The sequence below is a fragment of the Amaricoccus macauensis genome, assembly GCF_014201905.1.
Taxonomy (GTDB): Bacteria; Pseudomonadota; Alphaproteobacteria; order Rhodobacterales; family Rhodobacteraceae; genus Amaricoccus; species Amaricoccus macauensis.
Genome location: NZ_JACHFM010000002.1, coordinates 299,333 through 318,844, shown reverse-complemented (window position 1 = coordinate 318,844; position 19,512 = coordinate 299,333). Strand labels below are relative to the sequence as shown.

General features: G+C 66.9%; 19 protein-coding genes. 2 read left to right on the top strand and 17 right to left on the bottom strand.

Annotated elements, in window-relative coordinates; genetic code table 11:
• Positions 1-50 precede the first annotated feature (50 nt).
• From HNP73_RS09040 to HNP73_RS09030, 3 genes are read right to left on the bottom strand one after another with little or no spacing between them, the layout of a single operon-like run.
• On the bottom strand, positions 51-1,565 hold the full coding sequence (locus HNP73_RS09040; RefSeq protein WP_184148349.1) for a malonate--CoA ligase: 1,515 nt from the start codon (positions 1,563-1,565) through the stop codon (positions 51-53).
• 5 nt (positions 1,566-1,570) lie between these two features.
• Positions 1,571-2,950, bottom strand: coding sequence for a malonyl-CoA decarboxylase (locus tag HNP73_RS09035; protein ID WP_343063239.1), 1,380 nt, complete (start codon positions 2,948-2,950; stop codon positions 1,571-1,573).
• A gap of 29 nt (positions 2,951-2,979) precedes the next feature.
• Positions 2,980-4,368, bottom strand: coding sequence for an SLC13 family permease (locus HNP73_RS09030; protein ID WP_184148347.1), 1,389 nt, complete (start codon positions 4,366-4,368; stop codon positions 2,980-2,982).
• A 209-nt stretch (positions 4,369-4,577) separates the two neighbouring features.
• Here HNP73_RS09030 and HNP73_RS09025 point away from each other — a divergent pair, with 209 nt between their 5' ends.
• Complete coding sequence (locus HNP73_RS09025) at positions 4,578-5,264, top strand: FCD domain-containing protein (RefSeq protein WP_184148346.1); 687 nt, start codon at positions 4,578-4,580, stop codon at positions 5,262-5,264.
• Positions 5,265-5,305: 41 nt separating this feature from the next.
• Here HNP73_RS09025 and HNP73_RS09020 read toward each other — a convergent pair whose 3' ends face one another.
• Together HNP73_RS09020 and HNP73_RS09015 are read right to left on the bottom strand one after the other, a co-directional pair.
• Complete coding sequence (locus HNP73_RS09020; RefSeq protein WP_184148345.1) at positions 5,306-5,917, bottom strand: glutathione S-transferase N-terminal domain-containing protein; 612 nt, start codon at positions 5,915-5,917, stop codon at positions 5,306-5,308.
• 121 nt (positions 5,918-6,038) lie between these two features.
• A complete protein-coding gene (locus tag HNP73_RS09015; protein WP_221288421.1) occupies positions 6,039-7,049 on the bottom strand; it encodes a GlxA family transcriptional regulator in 1,011 nt (336 codons plus the stop codon).
• Between the two features lie 105 nt (positions 7,050-7,154).
• Between HNP73_RS09015 and HNP73_RS09010 the strand changes: the two genes are divergently transcribed.
• Entirely contained in the window at positions 7,155-7,637 is a 483-nt protein-coding gene (locus tag HNP73_RS09010; RefSeq protein ID WP_184148344.1) for an SRPBCC domain-containing protein, read from the top strand.
• Positions 7,638-7,758: 121 nt separating this feature from the next.
• On the opposite strand, the gene HNP73_RS09005 is transcribed toward HNP73_RS09010, so the two are convergent.
• The 12 genes from HNP73_RS09005 to HNP73_RS08950 all read right to left on the bottom strand — a co-directional run bounded on the left by HNP73_RS09005 (position 7,759) and on the right by HNP73_RS08950 (position 19,467).
• Positions 7,759-8,541, bottom strand: a complete 783-nt coding sequence (locus tag HNP73_RS09005) for an aldolase (protein WP_184148343.1) — start codon at positions 8,539-8,541, stop codon at positions 7,759-7,761.
• Positions 8,542-8,693: 152 nt separating this feature from the next.
• Complete coding sequence (locus HNP73_RS09000; RefSeq protein ID WP_184148342.1) at positions 8,694-9,368, bottom strand: 3-oxoacid CoA-transferase subunit B; 675 nt, start codon at positions 9,366-9,368, stop codon at positions 8,694-8,696.
• 4 nt (positions 9,369-9,372) lie between these two features.
• On the bottom strand, positions 9,373-10,104 hold the full coding sequence (locus tag HNP73_RS08995; protein ID WP_184148341.1) for a 3-oxoacid CoA-transferase subunit A: 732 nt from the start codon (positions 10,102-10,104) through the stop codon (positions 9,373-9,375).
• Positions 10,105-10,106: 2 nt separating this feature from the next.
• The gene (locus tag HNP73_RS08990) at positions 10,107-10,943 is read right to left on the bottom strand and encodes an intradiol ring-cleavage dioxygenase (RefSeq protein ID WP_184148340.1); all 837 of its coding nucleotides are present in this window, start codon (positions 10,941-10,943) and stop codon (positions 10,107-10,109) included.
• A 57-nt stretch (positions 10,944-11,000) separates the two neighbouring features.
• A complete protein-coding gene (locus HNP73_RS08985) occupies positions 11,001-12,758 on the bottom strand; it encodes an FAD-dependent oxidoreductase (RefSeq protein WP_184148339.1) in 1,758 nt (585 codons plus the stop codon).
• A complete protein-coding gene (locus HNP73_RS08980; RefSeq protein WP_184148338.1) occupies positions 12,751-13,833 on the bottom strand; it encodes a branched-chain amino acid ABC transporter permease in 1,083 nt (360 codons plus the stop codon). The genes HNP73_RS08985 and HNP73_RS08980 overlap by 8 nt, the downstream gene beginning before the upstream one ends.
• 10 nt (positions 13,834-13,843) lie before the next feature.
• A complete protein-coding gene (locus HNP73_RS08975; protein ID WP_184148337.1) occupies positions 13,844-14,707 on the bottom strand; it encodes a branched-chain amino acid ABC transporter permease in 864 nt (287 codons plus the stop codon).
• The gene (locus tag HNP73_RS08970; RefSeq protein ID WP_184148336.1) at positions 14,704-15,411 is read right to left on the bottom strand and encodes an ABC transporter ATP-binding protein; all 708 of its coding nucleotides are present in this window, start codon (positions 15,409-15,411) and stop codon (positions 14,704-14,706) included. The genes HNP73_RS08975 and HNP73_RS08970 overlap by 4 nt, the downstream gene beginning before the upstream one ends.
• The gene (locus HNP73_RS08965; protein WP_184148335.1) at positions 15,411-16,130 is read right to left on the bottom strand and encodes an ABC transporter ATP-binding protein; all 720 of its coding nucleotides are present in this window, start codon (positions 16,128-16,130) and stop codon (positions 15,411-15,413) included. The genes HNP73_RS08970 and HNP73_RS08965 overlap by 1 nt, the downstream gene beginning before the upstream one ends.
• Before the next feature lie 107 nt (positions 16,131-16,237).
• Positions 16,238-17,515: an ABC transporter substrate-binding protein gene (locus HNP73_RS08960; protein ID WP_184148334.1), complete on the bottom strand. Its 1,278-nt coding sequence runs from the start codon at positions 17,513-17,515 to the stop codon at positions 16,238-16,240.
• A 45-nt stretch (positions 17,516-17,560) separates the two neighbouring features.
• Positions 17,561-18,622 (bottom strand): maleylacetate reductase, encoded by a 1,062-nt coding sequence (locus HNP73_RS08955; RefSeq protein ID WP_184148333.1) that lies wholly within the window; start codon positions 18,620-18,622, stop codon positions 17,561-17,563.
• Entirely contained in the window at positions 18,619-19,467 is an 849-nt protein-coding gene (locus HNP73_RS08950) for a dioxygenase family protein (protein WP_184148332.1), read from the bottom strand. Before HNP73_RS08950 ends, HNP73_RS08955 begins: the two co-directional genes overlap by 4 nt.
• Positions 19,468-19,512: the final 45 nt, after the last annotated feature.

Here is a 19,512-nt window from a genome sequence, read left to right as displayed (position 1 = left end):
GCGATGCGGAACCGCCGAGGCGGCCCCGCCCCGCCCGAAGCGCCGGGCCGTCAGCCGTCGTAGAGGTTGGCGAACCGGTCGCGGAGCAGGTTCTTCTGCACCTTGCCCATGGTGTTGCGCGGCAGTTCGTCGATGAAGAGTATCCGCTTCGGCAGCTTGAACTTCGCAAGGCGCGTCTCGAGGTCGGCAAGGATCGCCACCTCGTCGAGCTCGACCCCGCCGGTCGGGACGATGACCGCCGTCACGGCCTCGCCGAAGTCGCGGTGCGATATGCCGATCACCGCGGACTCGACGACACCGGGGAACGCGTCGAGCTCGGTCTCGATCTCCTTCGGGTAGACGTTGTAGCCACCGGTGATGATGAGGTCCTTGCCCCGGCCGACGATGTGGACGTAGCCGCGTTCGTCGATCCGGCCGAGATCGCCGGTGATGAAGAAGCCGGTTTCCCGCAGCTCGGCGGCGGTCTTCTCGGGCATCTGCCAGTAGCCCTTGAAGACATTGGGCCCGCGCACCTCGATCATGCCGATCTCACCGCCGGGGAGCCTCTCGCCGGTCTCGGGATCGGTCACCACGATCTCGATGCCGGGCAGCGGCATCCCGACCGTGCCCGCCACCCGGTCGCCCTCGTAGGGGTTCGAGGTGTTCATGTTGGTCTCGGTCATGCCGTAGCGCTCAAGAATGGCGTGCCCGGTGCGGGCTCGCCATTCGCGGTGCGTATCGGCCAGCAGCGGCGCGGAGCCGGAGACGAAGAGCCGCATGTGAGCGGTGCTCGACGGGTTCAGCCGGTCGTCCTCGAGCAGGCGGACGTAGAAGGTCGGCACGCCCATCAGCACGGTCGCGCGCGGCATCAGCCCGATGATGCGGTCTGCATCGAACTTCGGCAGGAACACCATCGACGCGCCGGAGAAGAGCGTGACGTTGGTGGCGACGAACAGGCCGTGGGTGTGGAAGATCGGCAGGGCGTGGATGAGCACGTCCCGGGGCGTGAAACGCCATGTCTCGATCAGCGCGCGCGTGTTCGAGACGAGGTTGTCATGGGTCAGCATCGCGCCCTTGGAACGCCCGGTGGTGCCGGAGGTGTAGAGGAGTGCCGCGAGGTCGTCCGGCCCGCGCTCGACGGTGGCAAACTCGGCCGGGGCGGCGTTTGCCGCGTCCGTAAGCGTGCCCCTGCCCCCGGCGTCGAGGGTCACGAGCCGCGCGCCGGCGGCGTCGGCCGCGGCCTCGAGCCCCTCGCGCCGGGCGGGGTCGCAGACGAAGACGGCGGGTTCGGCGTCACCGACGAAATACGCGATCTCGGCCGGGGTGTACCCGGTGTTGAGCGGCAGGAACACGGCCCCGGCGCGCAAGGTGGCGAGGTAGAGGACGATCGCCTCCACCGACTTTTCCACCTGCACCGCGACCCGGTCCCCGGGCCTGACGCCGAAGCCGGCGAGAGCGTTCGCCATCCGGCCGGTGCGGGCGACGAGATCGGCATAGGAGATGCGCTCCCCCGTGGCGGTCTCGATGGCGGTGGCGGTCGAGTCGACGATGCCGTCGACGAGCTGGGCAAAGAGATTGGCATTCATGGTCGTCACCTGTCGGATGGGGTCGGGGCGGCGGACAATGCCCGGCGCACCGCTTCGGAGGCGGCTATCCGGCCCTTCTCGGCCAGTGCCTCGTGGTTCTTCTCGATCTGACCGAGGTCGTAGAGGTAGTTGACCATCAGCCCGTGCGCCTGGCGAAGCCCGTTGGGCGAGACATCTCCGAGAAAGTTCAGCCGTTCGAGGCGCGCGCCGTTGCCGAGGTGGAAGCGTGCCACCGGGTCGATCGGCCGGCCTGCGTCGTCCTTCGCCTTCAGGAAGTAGTGCGCGGCGAGCGGGAGCAACACCGCGCGCACCGCCTCGGCCTTGTCCGGGTTGAGGTGCCATCCGGGCTCGTCGAGCAGGTCGAGGGTCGCGCGCGAGTCGGTGTCGAGGAGCGCCGACGCGTCATCCTCACGCTCGCGCTTCAGCCAGGCGGCGAAGCGCGGAACCGGCGACAGGGTGACGAAGGTCTTCACGTTCGGAAGCTCTGCCTTCAGGTCCTCGACCACCTGCTTGATCAGGAAGTTGCCGAAGGAGACCCCGGCGAGGCCCTTCTGGGTGTTGGAGATCGAGTAGAACGCCGCCGTCGTCGCCTTCTCCGGCGAGATCGGAGCGCGGTCGAGATCGAGGAGCCCGGCCACGTTGTCGGGGATCGCCTCGGTCAGCGCCACCTCGACGAAGATCAGCGGCTCGTCGGCGAGCTGGGGGTGGAAGAAGCCGTAGCAGCGCCGGTCGGTCGGCTCCAGCCGGTTCCTGAGGTCATCCCAGTTCTGGATGGCGTGGACCGCCTCGTAGCGGATGATCTTCTCGAGGATGTTCGCGGGCGTCGTCCAGTCGATGTGGCGCAGGACGAGAAAGCCGCGGTTGAACCACGAACCGAAGAGGTGGGCAAAATCGGCGTCGACCCGGCGAAGCTCGGGGTGCTCGCGCAGATGCCGGAGCAGCTCCTCGCGCATGCGGACCAGCGCGGCAGTGCCGCCGGGCGCGAGGTTGAGGCGCCGGAGAAGCTCCTGCCGCCGCGGCTCGGAGGCGGCGTGCAGGCGCTCCACCGCGTCGGGCGCGTCGTCACGGACCGCCTCGATCGCGGCGTCGACGGCGGCCCGGTCGGGGCCGAAGCGGTCGGCAAGAAGCGCGAAGAAGCCGAGCCGCTCCTCAGGCGCGGCCGCGTCGAACGCCGCGACCAGGGCGCGGGCCAGCGCCACGCCCGAGGCCTCGCCGCGCCGCGAGAGCAGCAGGTCGCCGAGGCTGGCGAGGTCGGGCGCGGCCACCGGAGCCTCCTCCGGCCCACGCCACCGGATGAGGTTGCGGCCGCGTTCGGTCAGCGTATCGAGCAGGTCGCCGAGGTAGGCCGAGGTGCCTTGGCGGTCGGGGCGAACGGCTTTGGTCACGGTCAACTCCTTTGCGGGGATGTCGAGACTCATCCAGGCACCACGATGAAGAGGAGCCAGAGGACGATCGGGGCGAGCACGGTGACGAGGGCGCCGTACCCGAGCAGCCGGCGGAAGAACAGGTCGCGGTCAACGCCTTGCGCGTTGGCGAGCACGAGCGCGCCGTTGGTCGAGAACGGGCTGACGTCGACGATGGTCGAGGCGACGGCCATGGCGGCGATGAAGCCGATGGCGCTGACGCCGGTACCGGCCTGCAGGAAGGGCACCGCGAGCGGGATCAGCGAGCCGAGAACCGCGGTCGAGGAAGCGAAGGCCGAGACCACGGCACCGATGAAGCAGAGCAGCAGCGCGGCGATCAACGGCGAGCCGAGGCCGGCGACGCTCTCGCCGACGAAGTCGATCGTGCCCATGTGTTCGAGCACCGCGACGTAGGTCGAGACGCCGGTGATCAGCATGATCTCGGGCCATGCGACCTGGCTCATCGCCCGCTTCTGGGTGTTCGGCGCCCAGAGCACCAGCACGAGGCCGATCGAGAGCGCGACGAAGCCGATGTCGAGCTTGAAGGCAAGAACGAGGATCGCGAGCAGCGCGAGACCGGCAAGGGTGACGATCTGGTAGAGATTGCCGTCGTCGGCACCCTCGGGCGCGGGAGCATCGGCGGTCAGGCGGTTGGCGTCGCCCTTGCCGCCTTCCTCGCCGATCTTCAGGGTGAGCGCCTCGGTCTCGCTGTCACCAAAGATCTGCGGGCCGGTCGCCGCCCGGGCGATCTCGATGTGCGGGACGTTGACCGCGACGGGGCCGGTGTCGCTGGCGGCGAGAAGCTTGCGGCCGCCGAGCACCATGAAGAGCAGGAACGCCACCGCGGCATTGACGAAGAAGCTGGCCGCGAAGGTGGTCATCGGCGAGAGCGGCAGGCCGGCGTTGGCGACGACGCCGTTGGTGATGCCGCCGTAGATCGAGATCGGGGAGAAGCCACCGGCCTGCGCGCCGTGCACGACCATGAGGCCCATGAGCAGCGGCGAAATCTGATAGCGGAAGGCGAAGCCGAGGGCGATCGGGGCGATGATGGCGACAGCACCCGGGCTGACCGCGCCGACGGCAGTGAGAAGCGCCGAGATCATGAACATGATCCACGGAATCGCGGCGATACGTCCCTTCACCGCCCGGACCGAGAGGCGCACCAGCCAGTCGATGGTGCCGTTGTTCTGCGCCAGCGCGAACAGCCAGGTGATGCCGACGAGCGTCAGGAACAGGCCGCCGGGAAAGCCGGCAATGATTTCCTTGGTCTCCTGACCGGCGAAGAGCGTGCCGACGAGAAAGGCGCCAACGAAGGCGAGGACGCCCATGTTGATCGGATAAAGCGTTGCCACGACGAACATGGCGACAAGGGCATAGATCGAAATCAGCTGCGGTGTCACGGACGGTTTCCTCCGGTGGCTTCATTGTTTTTGCCCCCGCGCGGGGGGCTGATCGAGGAACCCGAGCGCGTTGCCGCTCGAATCCCTCCCATGCCAGACCGGGATTGATATACGCTCGCTGCCGTAGTGTTGTATATAACAGATGCGCCTATGGATGTTTTTCCGCCGATGCCTTACAAATGAGCCATTCCCCTCAGGAGTGCAGGCAGGTGAACACCGTCCCGAATGCCGTAAGGGTACGCGAGGCGCTGGAGAACGCCATCGTCGATGGCCGCTACCCACCGGGAGCGCGCCTCGATCCCGAGGCACTGGCGCGCGAGTTCGACTGCTCGCGCACGCCGATCCGCGAGGCGTTGCAGCAACTTGAGGCCTCGGGTCTCGTGCGGGTGGCCGCCAAGCGCGGGACATTCGTCTCGGAGTGGAGCGTCCACGAGCTGACAGAGCGGTTCGAGGTGATGGCCGAGCTTGAAGCGATGTGCGCGCGGCTCGCGGCACGGCGGATCACCTCGACCGAACTGGCGGAGCTCGAGGCCGTCCATGAGGAATGCCGGCGACTCGCTGCGGCCGGCGAGGTCGATGCGTACTACGCGTCCAACTCTGAGTTCCACGCCTGCATCTACCGGGCGACCCACAACGCCTTTCTGTCGCGGGAAGCATCGCGCCTGCACGCGGTGCTCCAGCCCTACCGCCGGATGCAGTTGCAGGTGCGCAACCGCATGGCGCGCTCCTTCGACGAGCACGAGGCGGTGGTTGCGGCGATCCGCGCCAGCGACGACGCCGGTGCCGCGCAGGCGATGCGCGACCACGTGGCGGTGCAGGGTGACCGCTTCCACGATCTCCTCGCCGCCATGCGCCAGCGCACATCGGCCGAGAACCCGGCGACGCCGGCAGCCTGAAGCGGGACAGGCACCGCGCGCCTGCCTGCCCCTCACGTCGGTCATCGCGGCAGATCAACACCAGCCAACGGACCGAAGCCCTCCGCCGCAAGCACCGCCCTCACGGAGCCACGGTTCTCGATGCGCGCCGCGAGGCCGTTCAGGGAGGGCGGCGTCTCCACCTCGGTCATCGCCGCCCAGCGCAGCATGACATAGAGGAAGGCATCCGCGCCCGAGAAACGGTCGCCGAAGAGGAAATCGCCCTCGACTTTCGAGCCGACCCAGCGAAACCGTTCCGCCAGGCTCCGACGCAGCCGGGTCCGCTCAACCTGATCGTCGATGAAGAAGAGCGGGATGAAGGGCTTTTGCACCTCCGTCGAGATGAAAGCCAGTATCTGAAGATGGCGCGTCCGCCCGAGCGCACCGTCAGGCAGCAGATCGGCCGGGCCGCTGGCGAGCCAGTCGATGATGGCCACGCTCTCCGTCAGGAGGGTACCGTCCGCGAGGGTGAGCGCCGGCACGTAGCCGTTGGGGTTCACCAGCCCGTAGTCGGAGCCATCCTCCAGCGTGTGGCTGAAGATGTCGACCTTATGCGGCCGGAATCGGACCTTTGCCTCGTGCAGGACGATATGCGCCGACTGCGAGCTGCTTCCGGGTGTATGGTAGAAGTCCATGAGACGCCTCCGTGGAAACCGGGGTGGAAACGGGCGGCGTGCGCCCATCGCTCCACGAGCGTGGCATCTCCGGCAGGAACGGGTCAGGGACGGTCAGGCCGAATTCGGGGCAAGCCGGACACTACATGGGAAAGGTGCGGATGCGGGTGCGCTTGCGATACTGCCCCGGAGTGACGCCGGTGCGGCGCTTGAACAGCCTGCGAAAGAACGTCGGATCCTCGTAGCCGACCGCGACGGACACTTCCTCGATGGCAACGTCCTCGGTTTCGAGCATCTGTTTCGCCTCTTCGATCCGGAGCGACTGGACATACTCGACAGGCGCGTATCCCGTGGCGGCCGAGAAGCGACGCTTGAAACTGCGCTCGGACAGGCCCGACCGCTCAACCATGGCGGAGACCGGGATCGCCGTGGCGTAGTTGTCGACAACCCACGCCTGCACCTTCGATATGACCGCGTCGCCATGCTGACGCGGCCGCGCCATCGACGCGAACGGCAACTGGCCGTGGCTGCGATCGCCGAGCAGGAACAGCCGTGCGACACGAGCCGCCTCCTCGGCACCGCAGAAGCGGCCGATCAGGTAGAGCGCGAGTTCCTGCCACGACGATGCGCCGCCCGTGGTGACGAGCCGGCCCCCGTGTCCGCTGTCGCACAGGATGCGCTCCGGTCTGAACTTTACCCCCGGATAGCGTTCGCGGAAGAGATCAGCCATGCTCCAGTGCGACGCCGCCTCCACGCCTTCGAGGAGACCGGCCTCGGCAAGGAGCACCGCGCCGCTGCACGTCGAGCAGACGAGCGCCCCACGCTCAAGATGGCGGCGCACCCAACCGATTTCGTCGGGCCATCGCCCCTCAGGCGTCTCGTCGCTGGCCAGGTGAATGTCGCAGACGATGATGACGTCCGCGTCGCTGCACCCCAGATCGGCCTCGGGCGTCACCTGCAATCCGGTGCTGGAGCGGAACGCGCCGCGCTTGCGTGCCACCAGCACCGGCCGGATCGGCCGTGACAGCGCATCCGCATCCGTTGCGGTGTTCCCGAGAACCTCGTGCAGGCCAAAGGCCGCCATCGTCCCGCTTTCCGGCAGGCTCAGGATCGAGATGCGAAGCGGTTCCGCGGGGCGCGCGGCTGTTGCCATCGGCAAATCCTGGCACGAATCCCCCGAAAGCGTCGAGTCCACCGCTGCTCATCGCCCGCATCCCGGGCCAGTATCTGCCCACGGCCACCCCAGGAGGACTGTACCATGAGCATCATTGAAGGAACCGTCGATCTGACGAGGGAGTTCGCGCGACCGGTCGACGCCGTGTTCTCGGCCTGGTCAACGGAGGACGCTCAGCGGACGTGGAGCGATCCCGGTGAGGGATGGGAATTCCGCTTCGAGCGGTTCCGCTTTGCAGTGGGGGATACCGATGTCTGCCGCTTCGGGCTCGTGCGCGGCCGGCAATACATCAACGAGAACCGGTATCTCGAGATCGAGGCGGGCCGACGGATCGTCTTTTCGACGTCGCTGGTCAGCGATGCCCGGCTCATCTTTGCCGGCACCGTCGCCGTCACATTCGAGCCGGCGGGCGAGGGAACCCGGGTCAGGCTTGTCGAACAGGGCCTCTACCTCGATGGTCAGGATGATGTCGCGGGCCACCGGTCCGGCTGGGAGAACAGTCTCGCCTCCCTCGCCAGCTACGTGCACGGCTCAGCTGCGGCACCAACGGAAACCTGCGCTCGCTGACGCGCGGACCGGCACCGGAGCAGAGCGCACGCCCGCGAGGCTCAGATCCCGGACGGGGTTCAAGTGCAGGAGCGGCCGCTGGCGGCCAGGATCAGGGTCGCCCGCGGAAACCCGGCCACCCTCACTCCAGAGCGTCGAAGCCCGGAGAGGCGCGTCCGAGAATCCGGCGAACGCTCGCAAGGTGCATGCGGGCGCTTTCCGCGTCGCCGTCGCGCATCTGGCGGGCGGTCTTTTCGGCGAGCTGCGGCGAGACCGGCACCAGCGGCCGGCCGGTCGAGAGCGCCTTCACCTGCGCCTCGGCCGCGCGTTCGAGGTAGTAGAGGTCGTCCCAGGCTTCCGCGATCGTCGGGCCGACCACCATGACGCCATGGTTCTGCATGAAGACGATGTCCGCATCGCCCATTGCCATGGCGATGCGCTCGCCCTCGGAGGCGTCGAGCGCGAGGCCATTGTACTGTCGGTCATAGGCCACCCTGCCCCAGAACTTGAGCGACGTCTGACCAGCGTAGACGAAAGGCTCGCCCTCGGTCATCGCCAGCGCGGTGGCATTCGGCATGTGGGTATGGAAGGCCGCGACAGCCCGGGGATTCAGCCGGTGGAGCTGCGCATGGATGTGGAAGGCGGTCGCTTCGGGCGCGCCGCTGCCTTGCGCGACATTGCCATCGAAGTCGCAGATCACGAGGTCCGCCGCCCGCACTTCCTCGAAGGCGAGGCCGTACGGATTGACGAGGAAGAGGTCGGGGTGCCCCGGCACCAGAGCCGAGAAGTGGTTGCAGATCCCCTCCTGCAGGCCGAGGCGGGCCGCCATCCGCAGGCAGGCCGCCAGATCGATGCGCGCCTCGCGGATCTCGGGGGTATCGAGATCGTCCCGCTCCTGGGACCGCGTCTTCAGCTCATGCGCCATGTCTGGAAGTCTCCTCCTCGTCGGCTTCGTCTGCCCACGGGACTTTGGCCAAGCGCCACGTCAGAGACAAGGTCGCGTGCGGAAGCGCCGTGCGGATGGGGACGCGGATCGAGCGGTTTCCGGGAGCGGACACGGCTCCCCTTCCTGAGCGGTCAGGTCAGCTCCGGCGTCACGAGATCGGCGACCGCGTCGGGGATGACCAGATCCGCGCCCGTCAGGGATTGCAGCTCGTCGAGGCTGAGAGCGGGAAGCTTCTCGCGCAGGACGAAGCGCCCGTTCTCGATGTCGATGACGGCGAGCGACGAATAGACCCGCGTCACGCAGCCGACGCCGGTGAGCGGCAGCGAGCAGGTCTTCACCAGCTTCGGCCGGTTGTCGCGGGTGACGTGGTCGGTGATCACCGCGACGCGCTTTGCCCCGTGCACGAGGTCCATGGCGCCGCCGACCGCCGGCACACCCTTCGGCCCGGTGGACCAGTTGGCGAGGTCGCCGTTCTCCGCCACCTCGTAGGCACCGAGGATCGCCACGTCGAGATGCCCGCCGCGCACCATCGCGAAGGAGTCCGCGTGGTGGAAGAACGCGGTCCCGGGCTTCAGCGTCACCGCCTTCTTGCCGGCGTTGATCAGATCCCAGTCTTCTTCGCCGGGCGCCGGGGCTTCGCCGAACCCGAGGATGCCGTTCTCGGTGTGGAAGATCGCCTCCCGTCCCGGCGGTTGAAAGCGCGCGACCATCTCGGGAAAGCCGATGCCGAGATTGACGTAGGCGCCGTCCTCGATGTCCTGCGCGGCGCGCCAGGCGATCTGCGTCGGAGTGAGCTTTGTCGCCATGATCTTACGCCACCTCGGGATAGTGCGCATCTGCGCGGTTCAGGACTTCCTCCTGCGCCGGGTCGGGGACCTCGACCACGCCCTGGACGAAGATGCCGGGCGTCACGACGACTTCAGGGTCGATCCCGCCCGCCTCGACGAGGCGCGTCACCTGAACGATCGTGTGCGCGGCGGCGGTCGCCATCAGCGGGGCGAAATTGCGCGCCGCCATGCGAAAGGTGAGATTGCCCATGGTGTCGCCGGTATCGGCCTTGATCAGCGCATAGTCGGCCTTCAGCCAGCGTTCCTGCACGTAGGAGCGGCCCTCGAACTCCTCGACCGGCTTGCCCTTGGCCAGATCGGTGCCAAAGGAGGTCGGGGTATAGAACGCCGGGATGCCGGCCCCGCCGGCGCGGATGCGCTCGGCGAGGGTGCCTTGCGGCACAAGTTCCAGCTCGATCCCGCCGGCGAGATAGAGGTCGGTGAAGACCTTCGGATCTGCCGAGCGGGGAAAGGAGCAGATCAGCTTCCCGACCATGCCCTGCTCGATCAGCGCCGCGAGCCCGACATGGCCGTTGCCGGCATTGTTGTTGACAACCGTCAGACCGGTCGGGTGGCCGGTTCTCACGTGGCGGTCGATCAGTGCATGGATCAGTTCGATGGGCGCGCCGGAGCCGCCGAACCCACCGATCATCACCGTCATGCCATCCTCGATACCAGAAACGGCCGTTGCCAGGTCCGGGATTGTCTTGTCCATGTCTAGTCTCGCATCATCACGAAATCGAACGGCGACCGCCAGATCGTGTCGCCGCCCTCGAGCTTCTCGTACGGCGCGACGAGGGATTCCTTCACGCCGAACACGGTGTCGGATTCAAGGTACTCGTCGCCGCCGACGAAGGTGTGCGTGACGATCTTCCTGAAGCCGGGCGCCGTGACCAGATAGTGCATGTGCGCCGGTCGGTAAGGGTGGCGTCCCACGGCGGCGAGCATCTTGCCGACGGGACCATCGTCCGGGATCGGATAGGACACCGGCCTGATCCCGCGGAAGCTGTACTTCCCGTCGGGACCGGTAACGAAGATCCCGCGATTGTTGCCCTTCGGCTGGATGCCCGGCTGCTGCACGTCGTAGTAGCCGTCGGCATTGTCGGACCAGACATCGACGCGCGCCCCCTCGATCGGATTGCCGTCGAGATCGAGCACCCGCCCCTCGAACAGGCAGCTCTCGCCCTTGCCGTCGAGGCTGATGTTGGCGCCCATCTCGCGCACCGGCGCGTTGGCCACGTGGAACGGCCCGTAGACAGTGTTTTCCGTCGCGCCGGAGGGGCGGCGGTTGTTGATCGAGTCGACCAGCATGGAAAAGCCCAGCGTGTCGGAGAGAAGGATGAACTCCTGCCGCTCGCCGGAGCAGATCTGCCCGGTGCGGGTGAGGAAGTCGATGCCGACTTCCCACTCCTCCTGAGTCAGCTCCGCCTCCTTGGCGAAGGCGTGCAGATGCTTGACGAGCGACGCCATGACCGTCGCGAGACGCGGGTCGATGGTCTCGCCCATGCGCTCGTTGACGGCTTCGACCGAGCGCGCTTCGGAAAAATAGCTCATTGTTGTTTTCCTTGCCTTGAAGGGAGGCGCGGGCCGTGGGCCCGCGCCGGACCGGCCTCAGGCCAGCGCCAGAACGTCCTTCAGAGCGCGACGCAGTTCGGCTTCGGGGTTGCCCGGCATCTCGCGCGCGCGCCAGGCGACGTGGTGGTCGGGCCGGACCAGGACCGCACCGTTCTCCTCGATCTCGCTGGACCGGGCCCAGTCACCGGCGAGGTCCTGCCATTTCTGGCGCGGGCCGATGATGTGGACGGCGATCTCGATGCCGAGTTCCTTGCCGACGGTTGCCGCCGCCGCGACCCAATCCTGCCCGCGAAGACCGGTCAGGACGGTGAACTTGCCGTGCCCCGTGAGGTCGAGCGTCGAGACCTTGCCGCCATCGGTGCTGTAGACCCAGGCATGCGGGACGCGCGCGCCGGGCCAGGTCGTCTGCTGGAAGTGCAGCTCGGCGTCTTCCTCGAAGGCCGGCTCCGGCTGCCCGTCGGTCTGGATCGCGCCGGACTTGTAGCGCTGGTTCATCTCGACGCCGTGCGCGTCGAACTCGTAGACCTTGCCGGCAATCGCCTCGCGGATCGCCCGGCGCTGGGCTTCACCCGCTTCATTCGGGTCGCAACGGGCGTCCATGTTGGACTGCATCTTGACCGGGTCGATGGAGTCGAGAAGGCCGAGCGCCTTGAAGATCGGTCCGAACTCCTCGATCGACTTGTTCGCGCGGGTGACGATCTGCTTGGCGACCGGGGCGCGTTCGGCCTGGTAGCTGTCGAGCAGCTTCTCACCGGCGTTGCCCTTCAGCACGTAGGCGAGCTTCCAGGCGAGGTTGAACGCATCCTGGATCGAGGTGTTGGAGCCGAGGCCGTTTGACGGCGGATGACGGTGGATCGCGTCGCCCATGCAGTAGACGCGGCCATTGGAGACGTTTTCGGCATACATGTTGTTGACGGTCCAGGTCGAGACCTGCTCGATCTCGACTTCAAGCTCCTGATCGCCGACCAGATCGCGCACCACCTTGGTGGCGAAGGCCGTGTCCACGTCCGGCGCGGGCTTGTTGATGTCATAGCCCCAGACGATCAGCCATTCGTTCCACGGCCGCACCATGCGCACGAGGCCCATGCCGATGCCGCCGACGTCCGCACCCGGCTGGACGACCCAGTAGAGCACCGACGGGCGGTGCGCGACGTACTTGGAGAGGTCGGCCTTGAACAGGATGTTGATCGACCCGCCGAGACCCATCTTGCCGCCATAGGTGAGGCCGGCATGCTCGGCGACGCGGGAATTGGAGCCGTCGGCGCCGATGAGATACTTCGAGCGGACCGTGAATTCCTTGCCGGTGAGCCTGTCGAGGCAGGTCGTGGTGACGCCCTCGTCGTCCTGCACGTGCGAGACGTACTCGGTCGAGAGGCGCGCCTGCGTGCCCCGCGAGCAGGCGGTCTTGAACAGCAGCGGCTCCATGAAGGTCTGCGGCAGGTCGTTCATCAGCGTCGGCGACGAGAGCAGGTGTTCAGCCTTGGAGTGCGGGCTGGTGCCCCAGCTCTTCATCCGGCCGATCTCCTCGCCGGTGAGCGAGGTGCAGAACACGTTCTCGCCCATCAGGTCCTGATGCGCAGCGAAGAGGTAGGCCTCGTCCTCCACGTCGCGGCCGAGGTCGCGGAGCACTTCCATCGTGCGCTGGTTGGTGATGTGCGCGCGCGGCGTGTGGGCCAGCCAGCGGTAGCGATTGATCGCCATATTCTTGATGCCATAGCTCGACAGCAGCGCGCCGGTGGCGGAGCCCGCCGGGCCAGTGCCGATGATGAGAACGTCAGTGGAAATGTCAGACATTGGTTCCTCCGTTAGTTTTGTTGGTTCCGCCCGTCAGGATGCGACGGACGGGAAAGAGCTGGATTCCGGTGCGTTCGGTGAACAGTCCCCACAGACCGCGCGGAGCGAACAGCATGACGGCGATGCCGATCAGGCCGAGGGCGAGCAGATACCAGGAGCCGTAATCGGCCAGCAGCGTCTGAAGCAGGTAGAGGACGAGGACGCCGACGATGGGGCCCTCGATCGCGCCGATACCGCCGATCACCACGATGAAGATCACGTAGGCGGTCCAGTCGGTGACGGCGAAGGCGGCGTCGGGTGAGATGCGGGCCTTCTGCACGTAGATGAGCGCGCCCACGAGACCGGTGATGAAGGCGACGATGATGTAGACGGCCGCCTTGATGCGGAGCGCGTCGACACCGACCGCACGGGCGGCAACGGTGTTGTCACGCACCGCCGCGAGGCCCAGCCCCTGACGGGACCGCAGCAGGCGGTAGATGAAGACGACTGAGGCGACGGCGAGGATCAGCGCCAGCCAGTAGCACAGGATATCCACCGCCTGCGCCGAGCGGACGCCGAAGATGTCCTGCACCAGCTTGACCCCGACCATGTCACGCGTCGCCGTGGTCGGCAGCGACGTGCCCGTGCCGCCGCCGAGCGCCTTCCACTGCGCCATGGAGAGGCGCACGACTTCGGCGATGACCCAGGTGCCGATGGCGAAGTAGGCGCCTTGCAGGCGGAAGGCGAAGAAGCCGGTCGGGATGGCGAGCAGCGCGCCCATCAGGCCGCCGGCGAGCACGCCCACCAGCGGATCAAGCCCGAGCAGGATGACGGTCGCGAACATGGCGTAGGCGCCGAAGCCCACGAAGGCCTGCTGCCCGACCGAGACGAGACCGGCGTAACCCGCCAGCAGGTTCCAGCACTGGGCGAGCACCAGCATGGTCAGGATGAAGAAGAGGTCCTGAATGCCGCTGCGCGAGAGGAAGAACGGGGCCGCGAAGGCGATCAGCACGGCGACCGCGGCGATCACGAAGAACATCGAGGAGGCGCGGGTGCGGGTCTCGACGGCCCATTGGTTGGATGACACCAGGCTCATGGCTTGCTCCTCAGTCCACAGCTCTCGGGAACAGGCCGCGCGGCCTGAACAGAAGCACGATCAGGAAGGCGACGTGGCCGGCCAGGATCTGCCATTCCGGGTTGATGGATGCGCCGAACGTCTGCGCCACGCCGATGATGATGCCGCCCACCAGCGTCCCCCAGAAGGAGCCAAGCCCGCCGATGATCACCGCCTCGAAGGCGTAGATGAGACGCGCCGGGCCGATGGTCGGGTCGAAGTTGGCGCGGGCGCCGAGATAGAGCGCGGCGATTGTCGCCACGACCAGCGCCAGTCCGGTGGCGATGGCGAAGATGTTGTCGGGCCGGATGCCCATCAGGCCGGCGGTGACCTTGTCGTCCGACGTGGCGCGGAAGGCCCGGCCGAGCGAGGTGCGATAGAAGATCACGTTGAGGGCGACGATCACCAGCACCGCGGAGGCGAAAGTCAGGAGCGGCATGACGCCCACCGCGATCGGTCCGAGGTTGATCGAGGCCGATTCCAGCGGGCCGATCGGGATGCGGCGGCTGTCGGCGGAGAAGCCCTGCAGCAGCCCGTTCTGGATCACGATCGACAGGCCGAACGTGACGAGGAGCGGCGGCAGGATGTCCGGCCCGAGCGTGCGGTTCAGCACGAAGTACTGGAGCGCCCAGCCGATGCCGAACATCACCGGCATGGCGATGAGCGCCGCGACGAACGGGTTCAGCCCGAGCCCGGTCACCAGATAGAGGATCAGGAACGCGGCCATCACGATCAGGTCGCCATGCGCCAGATTGACGAGGCGCATGATGCCGAAGACGAGGGCCAGCCCGGCGGCGAAGAGCGTGTAGAGGCCCCCCAGCAGGATGCCCTGGATGAGAGTGTCGAGTACGCTCATGCGTGCGCTCCGAAATACGCGGCGTGGATCTGCTCGCGGCTGATTTCCGATGGCTTGCCCGACAGCGTGATGCGGCCCTCCATCATGCAGTAGACCTGGTCGGCGACCTTCAGCGCCTGCCCGATGTCCTGCTCGACGATGATGATCGACGCGCCCGACGCCTTGATCTTCGGGAAGGCCGCGTAGATGTCCTTGATGACGACCGGCGCGAGACCGAGGCTCAGCTCGTCGCAGAGGAGCACGCGGGGGTTCGACATCAGCGCCCGGCCGATCGCCACCATCTGCTGCTGCCCGCCCGAGAGCGCCGTACCGGGATTGTTGCGGCGCTCCTTCAGGATCGGGAACATCTCGTAGATGGTTTCGAGCGACCAGAACCCTTCCACGGCACGGCCATACCGGCCGATCAGCAGGTTTTCCTCGACGGTGAGCGAGGGAAACAGCTTGCGCCCTTCCGGCACCATGGCGACGCCGAGCGCGACGACATCGGGTGCGCTCAGGCCGCCGATCTCCCGGCCGTCGAAGCTGATCTGATCGAGAGCGTTTCTCAGCACGCCCGAGATCGAGCGCATGAGCGTGGTCTTGCCGGCACCGTTCGCGCCGATGATGGCGACGGTCTGGCCCTCTTCCAGGCGCACGTCCACCCCGAACAGGGCCTGGAAGTCGCCGTAGGAGGCCGTCAGAGATCTGGTTTCGAGAAGTGCCATCAGACGTCGATCCCCAGATAGATTTCCCGCACCGCCTTCGAGTTCATGATTTCGTCGGGCTCGCCGATGCCGATCACCTTGCCGAAGTCGAGCACCAGCAGGCGTGTCACCACCGAGGTCAGCGCGTGCAGCACGTGCTCGATCCAGACGATCGAGACGCCGGTTGCGTGCACCGACTTCACGGTATCGACGAGCTGGACGCATTCGCCCTCGGTCAGGCCGCCGGCGATTTCATCGAGCAGCAGGAGCTTCGGCTGCGTGGCAAGCGCCCGGGCGAGCTCGAGGCGCTTGCGCTGGAGGAGTGACAGCCCGCCCGCAAGATCGTTGGCCCGCGGCCCGAGCCCGGTCTGTTCCAGAATGTCGGCGCAGCGGCCGGTGACATCGCTCTCGGAGGCGCTGGAGCCGAACGCGCCTGCCACAACGAGGTTCTCGAACACCGTCAGCTTGTCGAACGGCTGCGGGATCTGGAAGGTACGGCCGACCCCGGCGAGGCAGCGCGCCATCGGGTTCTCCCGGGTCACGTCGCGCCCGTCGAACTCGATCTGGCCGGCATCCACGAGGACGTTGCCGGTGATCAGGTTGAACAGGGTCGACTTGCCGGCCCCGTTCGGCCCGATGACGCCGAGCGCCTCGCCCTTTTCGAGCGTGAAGGAAACGTCCTGCGTGACCTTCAGGGCCCCGTAGCTTTTGGAAACATTTTTCAGAGCAAGAATGGTCATGGGTGTTCATTGCCTTCCTGCGACGGGAATGAGCTGTCGGCCGGTCGGGCGGCGTTTCCGCCGCCTTCACCGGTCGGGGAGGGTCATCCCATGCGTGGGGATGCGGCTCAGGCGATCGGTTCCATCTTTCCGCCGGTCGGAATGACGGGCGCCATCGTGTTCTCGGTGATCACGAGGTCGAATCCGCCCCCGTCCTTCAGCCGCCACTGACCCCCCACGAGCGGAGTCTTGGCCACGTTCTTCGCCGCGAACGGCGGCAGGTTCGCACCATCCCAGGCGACCCTGCCAACGATCGTGTCGAGCTGGGTTTCAGCGATCGCCTGAATGACCGCATCCGCGTCCGTGGGGTCGGCGCGCTTCATCACGTCGGATGCAAGCTCGAAGAGCGCATGCACGAATCCGATCGGCTGGGTCCACGGCCGGTTCGTCGCGGCGGTGAATCCTTCGGCGAGTTGCGCCGAGCTTTCTCCAGTCAATGATGACTTGAAAGGATGGTTCGGGGACCACCAGATTTCGGACGAAAGATTGTGTCCGGCCTTGCCCAGCGCTTCGACAGCTTGCGGGAAGAGGATCGCCTTGCCGATCGACGCCACCTTTGGCCGGAAGCCCTGCTGCTGCGCCTGGTTCCAGAAGGTGGTGAAATCCGGCGGGATCATGACGCCGGTGATGATCTCTGCATTGGCGCCCTTGAACGCGCTGATCTGGGCCGAGAAGTCGTCCGTCAGGTTCTGGAAGCGGCCGGTATCCGTCAGCTTGAAGCCGAGCTGATCCAGAACCGGCGGGAAGCCCACGACCGGGTCGCCCCAGGCATTGCCGTCACCGTCGTTCGGGAAGAGGCCGCCAACGCTCTTGTTGGTCTCGATCTGGTTCCACATGTTCGTGTAGACCGCGATCACGTCTTCCAGACCCCAGAAGAAGTGGAACACGCTCTCGAACGGCGTCCACGATTCCGCGTCACCCGGATTGCCCTGCTGGCCGATGAACCAGGGCTGCCACGGCGCGACGGTGGAGATGCAGGGCAGACCTTCCGCCTCGCAGGTGGTGGCGACGGGATTGGTGGTTTCGGGCGTCGAGGCCACCAGCATCAGGTTGACTTCATCGTTGACGATGAGGTCCTTGGCGACTTCGGCCGCACGATTTGGGTTGGACTGGCTGTCCTTGACGATCACCTCGAAGTTCTGGCCCGCGGCCTTCGAGGCGGCGAGGAAACCGTCGATGATGAACTTGTCGGCTTCGGCAAAGGCTGCGAGCGGTCCCGACTGCGGGCTGACGTAGCCGAGCTTGATCGCCGCGCCCTGTGCAAGCGCCGGGCGCGCGAAGCCCCCGAAAGCGGCAGTCGCGCCGAGCGCAGCGGTGGTCTTGAGCAGTTTGCGCCTTGAAAGCATTTCTTCCCCCAGAGAATGGCTGTCTTGATTTTGGCTTGTCGAGGATCAGAGAGGCGGTCGTGATCCTTCCCATGCGTCCTGAAGCAGCGCCCGGATCGACGCCTGGTCGATGGGGCGCGGATTGGCGTAGGGATTTCGGGTCGCGATCTCCGCCGCGCGATCCAGATCCGCTTCCGTCAGGCCGAGATCCTTCAGCGCCAGCGGCGAGCCGACCGATTTGGCGAACTCGTAGAGCCCCTGCCCCGGCGTGCCGCCGAAGATCTCGCCGACCGGCGCCAGCGCATCGCCCGCCGCCTCGGCGTTGAAGCCGATGGTATGCGGCAGCATGATCGCGTGGGTCTCGGCGTGCGGGGTGTCGAACGAGCCGCCGAGCGTGTGGCAGATCTTGTGGTGCAGCGACATCGCGACCTGCCCGAGCACCGTGCCGCAGAGCCAGGCGCCGTAGAGCGCCTTGGCGCGGGCGTCGCCGTCCGTCGGCGTGGCGACGATGACGGGCAGCGCCTCCTTCAGCGCGCGCATGCCTTCGATCGCCATCAGCGATGTGATCGGGTTGGCGTCGGGCGCGTAAAGCGCCTCGGCGGCGTGGGCGATGGCGTTGAGGCCGGAGGTCACGCTCATGGCGACGGGCAGGCCGAGCGTCAGGTCGGGATCGTAGATCACCACTTCCGGCAGCACCCTGGGGCTGCGCAGGGTGGTCTTCTCGCCGTTCTCGGTCTGGCCGAGGATCGACGTGACTTCCGAGCCGGCATAGGTCGTCGGGATGACGATCTGCGGCAGGTCGGTGCGGAGCGCGATCGCCTTGCCGAGACCGGTGGTCGAGCCGCCACCCAGCGCCACGACGCAGTCCGCGCCGAGTTCCGTCGCCCGCGCCACCGCCTCTTCGGTCACGTCGACCGGGGTGTGCATGGTGGCGTCGGCGTAGGTTCCGACCGCCAGCTTGCCGAGGCTCGCGGCGAGCGCCTCACCCTCGGCCTTCTGGTGCGACGTGGTCAGCACCAGCGCGCGGCTCGCGCCGATCTTTTCGACCCATTCACCGACGCGCTTCGACGCGCCGGAGCCGAAGACGATCTGGGCGGGACTGCCCTGGTAGGTAAACGAGAGGCTCATGCTGCGCGCCTTTCCTGTTTTGCCCGCGCCATCACGAAGGTGAAGTCGAGCGTTGAGCTGTCACCGGAGCGATTGAAATCGCCCACCAGTTCCGGGCGCACCGCATAGAGGGCATCAAGTGCGAGCGCCGGATCGGAACCATCGAATACATGGGTGCAGATGGGCTCGAAACCCTCGGCACGGATGATGAAGTGCAGATGCGCGGGCCGGCGCATCGGGAAGTTCAGACCGGTCAGCAACCGCCCCACCGGACCATCGAGCGGCGGCGCGTAGCCGCCGGGGCGTACGGTCGAATAGTGAAACCGGCCGTCGGCGTCTGCCGTGAAGCGGCCACGAAGATTGAACTCGGGCTGCAGGTCGGGATGCTGGTTCTCGTAGAGGCCGTCACCATTGGCCTGCCAGGTCTCGATGGTGGCTCCGGCGATCGCGGCGCGGTCGAGATCGATGATTTGGCCGCGCACCTCCAGCCGCTCGCCGCGCCCGTCGAGACTGAGAGTGTCGCCAAGTCCGCGCGTGGGAGCGTCGGAGCGATAGAACGGTCCGCGCACGGTGTTGGGCGTGGCGCCCTTCGCGCGGCCGGAATTCACCTCCTCGACCAGCGCCGAGACGCCGAGCAGATCGGATGCCAGCACCCACTCCTGACGCCTGTCGTCGGCCGCATGGCCGATCTCGGTCAGGAGCGCGATGGCGGACTTCCAGTCATCCCGGCTCGGGCGCGTCTCGCGAACCAGCGCGTGGAGATGCCCGACCAGTCCGGTCAGGAAGCGAGCGCCCGCGCGGCTCTGGTCGATGCGATCGCAGACCAGTTCGGCAGAGTTCTCAATGGTCAGAGACTTGATTGCCACGCTTGCGTCCTCCCTGCCTGCACACTAGCAGCGCCGGGCGCGACG